General features: G+C 61.1%; 10 protein-coding genes. 6 read left to right on the forward strand and 4 right to left on the reverse strand.

Features of this window, described 5'->3' with window-relative positions; all coding sequences use genetic code 11:
• Positions 1-25: 25 nt before the first annotated feature.
• From AOC04_RS21420 to AOC04_RS21430, 3 genes are all read left to right on the forward strand, one after another.
• Positions 26-1,048 (forward strand): putative 2-aminoethylphosphonate ABC transporter substrate-binding protein, encoded by a 1,023-nt coding sequence (locus AOC04_RS21420; RefSeq protein WP_060696549.1) that lies wholly within the window; start codon positions 26-28, stop codon positions 1,046-1,048.
• 75 nt (positions 1,049-1,123) lie between these two features.
• A complete protein-coding gene (locus AOC04_RS21425; protein ID WP_060696550.1) occupies positions 1,124-2,251 on the forward strand; it encodes a TIGR03364 family FAD-dependent oxidoreductase in 1,128 nt (375 codons plus the stop codon).
• Positions 2,251-2,808 (forward strand): phosphonate degradation HD-domain oxygenase, encoded by a 558-nt coding sequence (locus AOC04_RS21430; protein ID WP_060696551.1) that lies wholly within the window; start codon positions 2,251-2,253, stop codon positions 2,806-2,808. Before AOC04_RS21425 ends, AOC04_RS21430 begins: the two co-directional genes overlap by 1 nt.
• 38 nt (positions 2,809-2,846) lie before the next feature.
• Here AOC04_RS21430 and AOC04_RS21435 read toward each other — a convergent pair whose 3' ends face one another.
• Both AOC04_RS21435 and AOC04_RS21440 read right to left on the reverse strand, forming a co-directional pair.
• Positions 2,847-4,211 (reverse strand): GTPase/DUF3482 domain-containing protein, encoded by a 1,365-nt coding sequence (locus tag AOC04_RS21435; RefSeq protein ID WP_060696552.1) that lies wholly within the window; start codon positions 4,209-4,211, stop codon positions 2,847-2,849.
• The gene (locus AOC04_RS21440) at positions 4,204-5,583 is read right to left on the reverse strand and encodes a DUF2868 domain-containing protein (RefSeq protein WP_060696553.1); all 1,380 of its coding nucleotides are present in this window, start codon (positions 5,581-5,583) and stop codon (positions 4,204-4,206) included. The genes AOC04_RS21435 and AOC04_RS21440 overlap by 8 nt, the downstream gene beginning before the upstream one ends.
• Before the next feature lie 91 nt (positions 5,584-5,674).
• Between AOC04_RS21440 and AOC04_RS21445 the strand changes: the two genes are divergently transcribed.
• Positions 5,675-6,187: a dihydrofolate reductase gene (locus AOC04_RS21445; protein WP_060696554.1), complete on the forward strand. Its 513-nt coding sequence runs from the start codon at positions 5,675-5,677 to the stop codon at positions 6,185-6,187.
• 66 nt (positions 6,188-6,253) lie between these two features.
• On the opposite strand, the gene AOC04_RS21450 is transcribed toward AOC04_RS21445, so the two are convergent.
• Positions 6,254-7,645, reverse strand: coding sequence for an L-cystine transporter (locus tag AOC04_RS21450; RefSeq protein ID WP_060696555.1), 1,392 nt, complete (start codon positions 7,643-7,645; stop codon positions 6,254-6,256).
• Between the two features lie 218 nt (positions 7,646-7,863).
• On the opposite strand from AOC04_RS21450, the gene AOC04_RS21455 reads away from it, so the two are divergent.
• On the forward strand, positions 7,864-8,919 hold the full coding sequence (locus AOC04_RS21455; protein WP_060696556.1) for an HAD family hydrolase: 1,056 nt from the start codon (positions 7,864-7,866) through the stop codon (positions 8,917-8,919).
• 135 nt (positions 8,920-9,054) lie between these two features.
• Here the strand turns inward: AOC04_RS21455 and ilvD are convergent, their stop codons facing one another.
• Positions 9,055-10,902 carry a dihydroxy-acid dehydratase gene (gene ilvD, locus AOC04_RS21460; RefSeq protein WP_060696557.1) on the reverse strand — a complete coding sequence of 616 codons (1,848 nt, stop codon included), beginning with the start codon at positions 10,900-10,902 and terminating at the stop codon, positions 9,055-9,057.
• Between the two features lie 317 nt (positions 10,903-11,219).
• Between ilvD and AOC04_RS21465 the strand changes: the two genes are divergently transcribed.
• Entirely contained in the window at positions 11,220-12,914 is a 1,695-nt protein-coding gene (locus tag AOC04_RS21465) for a DUF4153 domain-containing protein (RefSeq protein ID WP_060696558.1), read from the forward strand.
• The last annotated feature ends 4 nt before the right edge of the window (positions 12,915-12,918 follow it).

The raw sequence follows: 12,918 nt of genomic DNA on the forward strand, positions 1-12,918 counted from the left end.
CACTAAAACCAAAAGGAACCGCACCATGTTCAAGCCGCTTGCCCTTGCCGCTGCTGTCCTCACTGCTTTTAGCTTCAACGCCTTTGCTGGCAAAACCGAGTTGACCGTGTACACGGCCCTCGAAGCCGAGCAACTGAAAACCTACAAGCGGGCTTTCGAGAAGGCCAACCCGGACATTGAGATCAAATGGGTGCGCGACTCCACCGGCATCATCACGGCCAAGCTGCTGGCTGAAAAAGCCCGCCCCCAAGCCGATGCGGTATGGGGGCTGGCCGCCTCCAGCCTGGCGATTCTGGACCAGCAAGGGATGCTGCAAAGCTACGCCCCCCAGGACCTGGCCAAGATCGGCGCCAACTACCGCGATGCAGCCAACCCGCCGGCCTGGGTGGGGATGGACGTGTGGGCCGCGACCATTTGCTTCAACACCATCGAGGCGCAAAAGCAGGGGCTGAGCAAACCGGTGAGCTGGCAAGACCTGACCAAGCCCGAATACAAAGGCAAGATCGTGATGCCCAACCCGGCGTCCTCGGGTACCGGTTTTCTGGATGTGAGTGCCTGGCTGCAAACCTTCGGCGAGAAGCAGGGTTGGCAGTTTATGGATGAACTGCACCAGAACATCGGCCAGTACGTCCACTCCGGCTCCAAGCCTTGCAAACTCGCGGCTTCCGGCGAGTTCCCGATCGGTATTTCGTTCGAATACCCGGCCGTGCAGCTCAAGCGCCAGGGGGCACCGCTGGACATCGTGTTGCCCAAGGAAGGCCTGGGCTGGGAGATCGAAGCCACCGCCGTGATCAAGGGCACACCCCATGAAGAGGCGGCGAAAAAGCTGGCCGACTTCTCTGCAAGCCCGGCGGCGATGGAGCTTTATAAAGAGAACTTCGCCGTGCTCGCACAACCCGGCATCGCCAAGCCGCAGACCGAACTGCCAGCGGACTACGAACAGCGCCTGATCAAGAACGACTTCGCCTGGGCTTCACAGAACCGCGACAGCATCCTGGCCGAATGGCGCAAGCGCTATGACGGCAAGTCCGAGAAAGTGGCGCAGTAACTTTCTCAACACACAAAACCTGTAGGAGCGTCGACCGGCTGCTCCTACAGAAGCCCGCTCCATCAGGACATGCTTATGACTCAAACAATCCTTATCGTTGGTGCCGGCATTCTGGGCCTGTCCCATGCCTTTGCGGCCGCGAAGCGCGGGCTCAAGGTCCAGGTTTTTGAGCGCAGCGCCACGCCGCTGGGCGCCTCCGTACGCAACTTCGGCATGGCGCTGGTGACCGGCCAGCCGCCAGGAGAGATGCTGGACCTGGCCCGCGCCAGCCGCGAGATCTGGGCTGGCTGGGCGCAGCAGGCAGGTTTCGATCTCAAGCAAAACGGTTCGTACCTGTTCGCCCGTACCGAAGCCGAAGAGCACCTGCTGGATGTCTTTTGCCAGGGCCGGGCCCGCGAATTCGGCTACCGCGCCGAGCTGCTGCGGGGCGCCGATCTGGACCGGCTGTATGGCGGCCAGTTCAGCCATCATCGCGCCGCCCTTCACGGGCTGGATGACCAGCAGCTGTACTCGCGCGAAGCCATCCCGGCGTTGATCGGGTACCTGCAACGGGAGCTGGGCGTAGAGTTTCACTTCTCGACCCTGGTCAGTGAAGTCGAGCCGGGCTACGTCCATACCACTGCCGGCAGTTTTAAAGGCGCGCAAGTCATAGTGTGTTCCGGGCATGACTACCAGACCTTGCTGGCTGAACCGCTGGCCAGCCTCGATCCGCAGATCTGCCGTCTGCAAATGCTGCGTGTGCGGCCCAAAATTGATTTGCAGCTGCAACATGCGCTGATGACCGGCCTCAGCTGTGTGCATTACGGCGCCTTTGCCGACTTGCCGGAAGCGGCAGCGGTACAGGCCGACATCCTGCGCGACAGCCCGCATCTGGATCGGCACGGGATTCATCTGCTGGTCAGTCCGACTCCTTACGGGGACTTGATCATCGGGGATTCCCACGATTACGGCCGTGATCCGTCGCCGTTCAATGGCGAGCAGGTGGACAACTGGATGCTGCAACTGTGCGAGCAGACCCTTGGTTGTGAAGTGCAGGTGGTTGAGCGCTGGCAGGGGGTCTATGGTGCCCGGGGGGCCAAACCCTTTACCTGGCTGCAAGTGGCGCCCGGCCTGAGCGCCGCGCTGATGCAAACCGGGGTGGGCATGAGCGTGGGCCCGGCGATGGCCGAGGGCAATATGGCCCGGCTGCTGGAGGAGTTGTGATGAGTGATGCGCAGCAAGTGGTGGAAGCGGTTTTTGCTTTGTACCGCCAGTACGGTAGCGATGATTACATTGGCGAACCGGTGTCGCAGATTGAACACATGTCCCAGGCAGCGCAGCTGGCGCTCAACGAGGGCTGTGACGATGAAGTGGTGCTTGCCGCGTTCTTTCACGATATCGGACACTTTTGTGTCAATGACGCGAAGAACATGAACGGTTACGGGGTAGTCAGTCATGAGCGGGTCGGGGCTGATTACTTGCGCCGTGCAGGCTTTAGCGAGCGGATGGCGAAACTGGTGGAATACCACGTACAGGCCAAGCGCTACCTGACCCTGCGCCAGCCCGGGTACTACGAGCTGTTGAGTGAAGCCAGCATTCGTACACTGGGGTATCAGGGCGGGCTGATGAGCGAGTCTGAAGCCGATGCCTTCGAGCAGGATCCGCTATGCCAGCTCAGCCTGCGCATGCGGGTCTGGGACGAACAGGCCAAGCAAGTGCAGGTGCCGGTCATCGACCTGCAAATGCTCAAGGACAAGGCCGTTCGACTATTGGCCAGCTGACCTTTTGGCCCTTTGCCCATGACCTGTAGGAGCAGGGGTCAGATCTGTTGGGTCAGTAGCCCGATCTGCTCCTGTCGTTCGGTCTGGCTCAGTTTCGGGTGCGGGTTGAGCGATGACCATTGCGGGTGCGCACGGGCTTTGTTCAGCGCTTCTGGCAGTTTGCCTTCGCGCCAGGTTTTGTCCTGCGGGGTGGCAACCTTGATGCTGTCCACCGCCGCATGCCCGCGAGCGTTGAGGGCATGCAGCAATTGGCGCTGACGCAAGGCCAGCAATCGCAGCACGCTGTCATCCACGGTCAGCTCGCGCTGGCCCTTGAGCTTGCCCAGCAAGCGGCTGCCATAGCTGCGCGCGGTTTGCAGGGCGCCGCCGGCGATGGCCCCGGCCAGTGCTGCCGCGCCCAGCGTCAGGCCGCCGACCATCAAGTCCACTCCTGCACCGGCAGCGGCGCCTGCGGCAATCCCGCTGCCCACGCGGACTCCCAGTTGCTTGAGGGTTTCGGGGTTGAACAGGTCATCACCCCAACGGCCGTCCAGCAACGGCAAATCACTGGCCGCAGCATCGCTTGCGCGAAATCCGTAGAGTTTGAGCAAGGCTTCAACGCAGCGCTGTTCCCGTTGCCGGACTGCCTGGCGCAATTCGTTGATGGCCTGTTGCTCGGCGTCTTTTTCGCTGACCACGCTGCGGCGACAGGCGGCACAGTCGATCAACAGTTCAGCGATCAGGCGCAAGGCACTGTGCTTGCGTGCTTCGCGTTGTGCCTGCTGGTCGCTAATCAGACGCTGCAAGGCCTCGCGTGAATGCTCCAGCAGTAGCGCCAGGCTCTCGTACAGTCTGCGCTCGCCGTCTTCGGGCGGGGCCACGCTGTCAAATCGCACCAGTGCATGCAGGCCGAGGCGGGCCAGGGCTTCGCGCCATTCAGGTTCGCGATGCTGCGGGCTGCTGACAAAATTCAGCACCGCCAGCAGCGGCTTGCCACAACTGGCCAGCACGCTGAGTTCGTCGCGGTACTTGGCCAGCACCGGTTCGCGGGCGTCGATGACATACAGACCGGCGTCCGAGGCCAGCAGTTGGCGCAGCACTTTGGCTTCCTGCTCAAAACGCTGGCGCGCCTCGCTGCCTTCCAGAAACCGTGCCACCCGCGCCGGACCATCGAGGCGTTCGCCGGGACGGTCGAGGCGCTCCAGGTAGTCGAGCAGGGCGATGGCGTCTTCCAGTCCGGGCGTGTCGTACAACTCCAGCAGCGGCTCGCCGTCCACCGACAGCCGCGCGCCTTCGACATGGCGAGTGGTGCTGGGACGATGGGACACCTCGCCAAACCCGACATCCCGGGTCAGGGTGCGCAGCAACGAGGTTTTGCCGACATTGGTGTGGCCGACCACGGCCAGCGTCAGTGGCTTAGTCATGGCCTGTCTCCAGCCAGTTCAAGGGGGCGCTGGTGGCGAACGGCAGCTCCAGTTGTTGCAATGCGTTATGCCAGTCGCTCAGCCGGTCAGCGTCCAGTGCCTGGCCGGGTGGCGCCTGCAGCAGCCAGATGCGGGTCTGGGCGGCACTGCGCGCCAATTCGCCAATCAGTGCCAGGCTGCCGCGATCCGGGGATCGGCGCGGGTCGCAGGCGATGGCCAGGCGGGCCGGCGGGAAGCGGGTCATTTGTTCCAGCAAGCGTTGCCGGGACTCGCGGCTGTCGAGGATGCCTGCGTCCTTGACCGAGGCGGGCAGTTTGGGCGGCCAGGGGTGTTGATCGTCCAGCTCGATGGCGACGATCAGCGCGCCATCGGTTTGCAGGTCGGAGTGCCCGGCCTGCACGTTGTGCAGGTGTTCGGGGGCCAGATCATTGACGCCCAGACGCTCGCTGCTGGGCATCAAGCGCTCGCGCAACTGGCTGTAGCCCGGCAGGTTGAGGTCCAGTTGCAGGGCGTTACGCCCGTGTTTCCAGCGCCACAGGCAGAACGCTGCCAGCAGCAGGCGCGGTATCACACCGTAGAACAGCACTATGCCCACCAGCCAGACCGCCCAGGCCTGACGCAGCAATTCGCTGTTGTAGCGGGTGTCAGTGCTGACGCGAATCATCTCATCGGTCGGCACGCCGAAACCCAGCCAGCCCGGCAGCGCGCCGAGACTGCGGGTGACGGCAACAAACACATCCGGGCTCAAAATGGTGGTTTCCCAGATAAAGCCATACCGGCGGGTGGCCATGAGCAGCAGCATCATCAGCAGTGCGCTGAGCATTGCCAGCAGCCACAGGCCATTGACCAGCGAACCGAGTGCCCAGCGATTGAGTTTGTGGCGTTGCAGCAACAGCAACAACGCAGGTGCCAGTTGTGCAGCCTTGGCGTCGCGGGCGAATTTTTCGCTCAGCCACAACCAGAGCCGGCCCAGGCTGGCGCCGTGTTCACCGGCAAACAGCAGGCCCAGCGCCCAGCTCAGCAGCAAAATCAGATTGAGCCCGAGCAAACTGCCCAGCGCCCAAAATACATTGACCGGGTTTTGCCCGTCGCCCAGGGCGGCAAAGGCAAGCCCGGCCCCACTGATCACGGCCAGTACGGCCAATACCAGCAGCGCCAGCCGGGCGCCTTGCAGCCAATGCTGCATGGCGCCGAGCAAACCATCGCGTTCGGCCAGCCACAGGGCACGGTTTTGCAAGCGTGTGGATAAGTCACCGCCAGCCGTGCGGGCGCGGCGACTGGCTTCCAGATCGTCCAGAGGGCCCGCGTGTTCTTCGCGCAGGCGCACGGTTTCGGTCAGCCAGAGGCGGTGCAGGGGGGCAAGTTGAGTCACGCGACATTCCATTCAAGTGTGCCAAGAGCATAACCGCTGTTACGTCGGACCGGGTACTGCTGGCGCGGGCGGCTCTGGTATCCTCGCGCCCATGAAAAAATCACTCCCCCTCAGCCTGATCGCGGCACTTGGTGAAAACCGCGTGATCGGCGTCGACAACAGCATGCCGTGGCATTTGCCGGCGGATTTCAAATATTTCAAGGCCACCACCCTGGGCAAGCCGATCATCATGGGTCGCAAGACCTGGGATTCCCTGGGCCGCCCGTTGCCGGGCCGCTTGAACCTGGTGGTCAGTCGTCAGACCGGCCTGCAGCTTGAAGGTGCCGAAGTTTTTGCATCACTGGAGGCCGCCGTTGAGCGGGCTCAAGCGTGGGCGCAGGAGCAGGGCGTGAGCGAAGTGATGCTGATCGGCGGCGCACAACTGTACAGCCAGGGGCTGGCGGATGCTGACCGGCTGTATTTGACGCGGGTGGGCCTGAGCCCTGAAGGCGATGCGTGGTTTCCTGAGTTTGATCAGGCGCAATGGAAGCGGGTATCGAATGAGCCGCACCCGGCGGCGGATGACAAACCGGCGTTCAGCTTTGAGGTGTGGGAAAAAATCTGAGGGTTCTCACCTGCCCTGTAGGAGCAGTCGGTCGACGCTCCTACAGGGGTAAGGGTGATGCGGTGTTTAGGCGTGCGCCAGATCACCGTGATCGTCTTCAGCCAGAATGGCCTTGTCGGTCTGGTGCAGGATCTGGCTGGTCACCGTACCGGCTACCATCGAACCGCTGACGTTGAGTGCCGTACGGCCCATGTCGATCAACGGCTCGACCGAAATCAGCAACGCCACCAGTGACACCGGCAAGCCCATGGCCGGAAGCACGATCAGGGCGGCGAAGGTTGCACCGCCGCCCACGCCTGCCACGCCAACCGAACTCAAAGTCACAATCGCTACCAGCGACGCGATCCACACCGGGTCCAGCGGGTTGATGCCCACTGTCGGTGCAACCATCACCGCCAGCATGGCCGGGTACAGACCGGCGCAGCCGTTTTGACCGATGGTGGCGCCAAACGAGGCGGCAAAGCTGGCGATCGAGGACGGAATCCCCAGGCGACGGGTTTGCGCTTCGATGCTCAGCGGAATGCTGGCCGCGCTCGAACGGCTGGTGAAGGCAAATGTGAGTACCGGCCAGACCTTACGGAAGAAGCGCAGCGGGTTAACCCCGGATACCGACACGATCACGCCGTGGATCACAAACATCAGCGCCAGGCCGATGTAGGACACCACCACAAAACTGCCGAGCTTGATGATGTCTTGCAGGTTGGACGTGGCGACCACTTTGGTCATCAGGGCCAGCACGCCGTAGGGGGTCAGCTTCATCACCAGACGCACCAGACGCATCACCCAGGCTTGCAGGGTGTCGATAGCGCTGAGGATTTTTCCGCCTTTTTCCGGCTCGTCCTTGAACAGTTGCAGTGCGGCAATCCCCAGGAACGCCGCGAAAATCACCACGCTGATGATTGACGTCGGTTTGGCCCGGGCCAGGTCGGCAAAGGGGTTCTGCGGAATGAACGACAGCAGCAGTTGCGGCACATTGAGATCGGAAACCTTGCCCGCGTAATCACTCTGGATCACTTGCAGGCGGCTCATTTCAGCGGCACCCGCGACCAGGCCGTCCGCCGTCAGGCCGAACAGGTTGGTCAGGCCGATCCCGACCAGCGCTGCGATCATGGTGGTGAACAGCAGTGTGCCAATCGTCAGAAAGCTGATCTTGCCCAGTGACGAGGCGTTATGCAGGCGCGCCACGGCGCTGAGGATCGAGGCGAACACCAGCGGGATCACGATCATTTGCAGCAGTTGCACGTAGCCGCTGCCGACCAGATCGAACCAGCCGATGGAGGTCTTCAAGGTCGGGCTGTCGGCACCATAGACCAGGTGCAGGCCCAGGCCGAACAGCACGCCGATAACCAGCGCCAACAAGACTTTTTTCGCCAGGCTCCACGCGGTGTGGCGGGTCAGCGACAAGCCGAACAGCAACGCGAGGAACACCAGCAGATTGAGGATCAGCGGGAAATTCATGAAAGCTCCGAGGGACGACTTGTACCAGTCTTGGGTTGTAGCGATTTCGAACCGGAAATCCTAACAGGTTGATATATCTACAAATATACCGTTGTGGAATGACTACCTTGATTTTGGGAATAAGCGAGTGCCGCGATCAGAACGTCAGCTGTCGTGCTCGCGTTAAAACTGTCACGCAGGTTTGATAGCGTCGATGCCTTTAAATAGGAGCATAGCTGATGAACCTGAGCATAAAGTTGATCGCTGCAACCCTGTGTCTGGGCCTTGCCGGTCAGGCCATGGCCACGGACTTGAAGCACTGGCCGGCTGATCAGGCCAAACAACTGGAGGCCATGATCGCGGCAAATGCGAACAAGGGTAACTTTGCAGTCTTTGACATGGACAACACCAGTTATCGCAACGATCTGGAAGAAGCGCTGCTGCCCTATATGGAAAACCGCGGCCTGATCAACCGCGACAGCCTCGACCCGTCACTCAAGCTGATCCCCTTTAAAGACACGGCCGACCACAAGGAAAGCCTGTTCAGCTACTACTACCGCTTGTGTGAAGTGGACGACATGGTCTGCTATCCATGGGTGGCACAGGTGTTTTCCGGGTTCACCCTGCAGCAACTCAAGGGCTACGTGGATGAGCTGATGGCCTCGGGCAAACCGGTGCCGGTGACTTACTTTGAAGGCGACACGATCAAGACATCCGAGGTCCAGCCGCCCAAGGTGTTTACCGGCCAGGTCGAGCTGTTCAACAAGTTGATGGAGAACGGCATTGAGGTGTACGTGATGACGGCCGCCTCGGAAGAGCTGGTGCGCATGGTCGCGGCAGACCCCAAGTACGGCTACAACGTTAAACCGCAAAACGTGATTGGCGTAAGCACCCTGCTCAAGGACCGCAAGACCGGCGAGCTGACCACCGCGCGCAAACAGATCAGTGCAGGTACCTACGACGAAAAGGCCAATCTCGGACTGGAACTCACGCCTTATCTCTGGACCCCGGCGACCTGGATGGCGGGCAAACAGGCGGCGATCCTGACCTACATCGACCAGTGGAAAAAACCGGTGCTGGTGGGCGGCGATACCCCGAGCAGTGACGGCTACATGCTGTTTCACGGGGTGGACGTGGCCAAGGGCGGGGTTCATCTGTGGATCAACCGCAAGGACAAATACATGACCCAGCTGGAAGGCATGATGGCCAAGAACGCTGCGGCGCAGGCCAGGGAAGGGTTGCCGGTCACGGCGGACAAGAACTGGGTGATCGTCAAACCGGACCAGATTCAGTAACAGGCTTGCACAACCCTTTGGGAGTAGCTGGCTTGAATCGATCCGCATCGCCGGCAAGCCGGCTCCCGCAAATGGATTTGTATCGGGCATAAAAAATCCCGGCACATGGCCGGGATTTTTGTTTGACGCGTCGGCTTATGGCACCAGCTTGTCCAGCAGCGCTTTGTCACGTACCGCGCCTTTGTCGGCACTGGTGGCCAGCAAGGCGTAGGCCTTGAGGGCCGTGGTGACCTTGCGTGGGCGCACTTCTACCGGCTTCCAGCCCTTTTTGTCCTGGGCGGCGCGGCGAGCGGTCATTTCTTCGTCGCTGATCAACAGGTTGATCGAGCGGTTCGGAATGTCGATCAGCACTTTGTCGCCGTCCTGCACCAGCCCAATCGCGCCACCGGCAGCAGCTTCTGGCGAAGCATGGCCGATGGACAGGCCCGAAGTACCGCCCGAGAAACGACCGTCGGTAAGCAGGGCACAGGCTTTGCCCAGGCCTTTGGATTTCAGGTAGGACGTCGGGTAGAGCATCTCTTGCATGCCCGGGCCGCCTTTTGGACCTTCATAGCGAATGATCACGATGTCACCGGCTTTGACTTCGTCAGCCAGAATGCCGCGCACGGCGCTGTCCTGGCTTTCGAAGATTTTGGCGTTGCCTTCGAACACGTGGATCGACTCGTCAACGCCTGCGGTTTTGACTACGCAGCCATCCAGCGCAATGTTGCCGTACAGCACGGCCAGGCCGCCTTCTTGCGAGTAGGCGTGCTCAACACTGCGGATGCAGCCGTTTTCACGGTCGTCATCCAGGGTTTCCCAGCGGGTCGACTGGCTGAACGCCGTTTGCGTCGGAATACCGGCCGGGCCGGCCTTGAAGAAGGTGTGAACAGCTTCATCGTCGGTCTGGGTGATGTCCCATTTGGCGATACCTTCGGCCAGGGTCTTGCTGTGCACGGTCGGCAGGTCGGTGTGCAGCAAACCGCCCCGGGCCAGCGAGCCGAGAATGGAGAAAATGCCGCCTGCACGGTGCACGTCTTCCATGTGGTACTTCTGGATGTTCGGCGCCACCTTGCACAGCTGCGGCACGTGGCGTGACAGGCGGTCGATGTCCTTAAGGTCGAAATCGATTTCGGCCTCCTGGGCAGCGGCCAGCAAGTGCAGGATGGTATTGGTCGAACCGCCCATGGCGATGTCCAGCGTCATGGCGTTTTCGAACGCCTTGAAGTTGGCGATGTTGCGCGGCAATACCGACTCGTCGTTTTCGACGTAGTACTGGCGGCACAGGTCGACGATGGTGCGGCCGGCCTGCAGGAACAGTTGCTCGCGGTCACTGTGGGTCGCCAGCGCCGTGCCGTTGCCCGGCAGGGCCAGGCCCAGGGCTTCGGTGAGGCAGTTCATCGAGTTGGCGGTGAACATGCCTGAGCACGAACCGCAGGTAGGGCAGGCGCTGCGCTCGTACTCGGCAACCTTCTCGTCAGAAGCGCTGGAGTCGGCGGCGATGACCATGGCGTCTACCAGGTCGAGACCGTGGCTGGCGAGCTTGGTTTTGCCCGCTTCCATCGGCCCGCCGGAAACGAAAATCACCGGGATGTTGAGGCGCAACGAGGCCATCAGCATGCCAGGGGTGATTTTGTCGCAGTTGGAAATGCACACAATGGCGTCGGCGCAGTGAGCGTTGACCATGTACTCGACGGAGTCGGCGATGATCTCGCGGCTCGGCAGCGAATACAGCATGCCGTCATGGCCCATGGCGATGCCGTCATCCACGGCAATGGTGTTGAATTCTTTGGCAACGCCGCCAGCGCGTTCGATCTCGCGGGCTACCAGTTGCCCCATGTCCTTGAGGTGGACGTGGCCGGGTACGAACTGGGTGAAGGAGTTGGCAATAGCGATGATCGGCTTCTTGAAGTCGGCATCTTTCATCCCCGTGGCGCGCCACAGAGCGCGGGCACCGGCCATGTTGCGGCCGTGGGTGGAGGTTTTCGAACGATAGTCAGGCATGGAACAACTCCGGGCGGCTAATCAGGTAACAAACAGGGAAGTGAGCTTCTAATGACTGGCGGACTACACAGAAAATGACTACGTGTCAGCAAGCTGCCGTTAACGCTGCGGGATCGCCGCGCGTCAGGGCCTGAGCTCATAAACCCGCCGGGGATGATTGGCGATGAATCCGTCGATTCTACACGGCTGGCGGCGTGAGGGAATGGGGGAGACGGTTGGCTGCCTGCATGAGGAGTCATTGCATTTGGCGGGTCGGTAGGCATCTGCGGCGTTCAGGCTATAGAGTGCAGGCATGATTTTTCGATAAGGACATTTGCATGCTGACCCTCACCCGATCCGTGCGAACCTGCCTGGCCATTGGCCTGGCGCAAGGGCTGCTGCTGTGGCTGGCGAGTTATCTGACCGAGCCGGGAATCAGGTTCGCATTGTCCACGGCGGCATTGGTCGGCGGTATCAACCTGTTGCTGCTGGGGGCAAGCGTGCGTGAGCGGGGCACAGCCTGGCTGGTGCTCGGGCTGACGGTGGTGATGAGCGCAATCAGTGCCTGGGTGTACTGGGAGGGCGGCGACAGTTCGCGCACCAGTAACTGGCTGACCGGCACTTGGGTCTGCTTTGCGGTGGTGATCACCTACATAGTCACGGCTTTCATTCTCAGCTGGCCGAGCCGCGAAGGACGCTTCCCGCGTTACGAAGACCTGTTCCGCCACGCCTGGGACACGGTGTTTATCGTGTTGCTGGGCTTGCTGTTGAACGGCGTGTTCTGGGCGCTGCTGCTGTTGTGGGGCAGCCTGTTCAAGATGCTCGGGATTGTGGCCCTCAATCAGTTGTTTTCCACCACCGGGTTTATCTGTGTCAGTTCAATGATGGTGCTCGCCCTGGGCCTGCAGATGGGGCGCGACAACGATCGTGTGATCGGGTTGTTACGCGGGATTTTGCTGACCTTGTGCCGCTTCCTGCTGCCCCTGAGTTCGCTGATTGCCATTGTCTTCACCTTCGCCCTGCCATTCACCGGCTTGCAGCCCATTTGGGCCACCGGCTATTCAACGCCGATCATGCTGTGCCTGGTGGCAGCCAATCTGTTTCTGCTCAACGGCGTGTTCCAGGTCGGTGAACAGAGCAGCGGTTATCCGCGATGGCTGTTGGGCATAGTGGACCTGTGCCTGCTGTGCTTGCCGGTACTGGTGGTGCTGGCGGGGTATTCGAGCTGGCTACGAATTGAGCAATACGGCCTCACGCCCAGCCGTATTCTGGCCATGTTGCTGGTGGCCGTGATGTTGGCGCATACCCTTGCCGCCGCCTGGGCGGTGGTGGTGCCTCAGCGTCAGTGGTTGTGGAGCTTGCGCATCAGCAACCCGCTGATTGCGTTGATCAGCGTGGTATTGCTACTGGCGATTCATACCCCGTGGTTCAGCCCGTTGCAGATCAGCGCCACTAATCAGGTAAAGCGCGTGCTTGAGGCCAAAAGCCCGGTTGAGACCTTTGATGCAGACACCTTGCGCTATCGCTTGGGCCCACCGGGCACGCAGGCGTTTGAGGCATTGCTGGAGCAGGTCGAGCAGGGCAGGGTGCTGGCAGAACCCGCGCGTCAGGTTTTGTTGAAACGGCTCAAGGATGCGCAAGCCGGCAAAATTGAGCGGGAGTCCGATGGACGGCTTCTGGAGTGGGTCGGGCCTGCTGTGGAAGGCAGCGAACAGTTCAACGACCCAAAAATTGGCGGCCAGGGCTGTTTGTACCCGGGATGTGCAATGTGGGCAGTCGATCTGGATCAGGACGGGCAGGACGAAGTGCTGCAACTGCCTAAATACAAGTGGTCGGATGCGCTGTACTTCTTCAAGCGTGACTCCCAAGGCAACTGGCAGCGCTCAGGCGCCTATGAAGGTGTGGACAACCCGCTGGAGATGATTGAACAGATTCGCGAAGGGAAGGTGAAAGTGGTGAAGCCGCGTTATCAATCGCTGCAGACTGGCGATCAAGAGCTGAACCCGAAGCTGGATACAACGCCGCAGCCTTAACAAG

It is taken from the genome of Pseudomonas versuta (assembly GCF_001294575.1).
GTDB classification, from domain to species: domain Bacteria; phylum Pseudomonadota; class Gammaproteobacteria; order Pseudomonadales; family Pseudomonadaceae; genus Aquipseudomonas; species Aquipseudomonas versuta.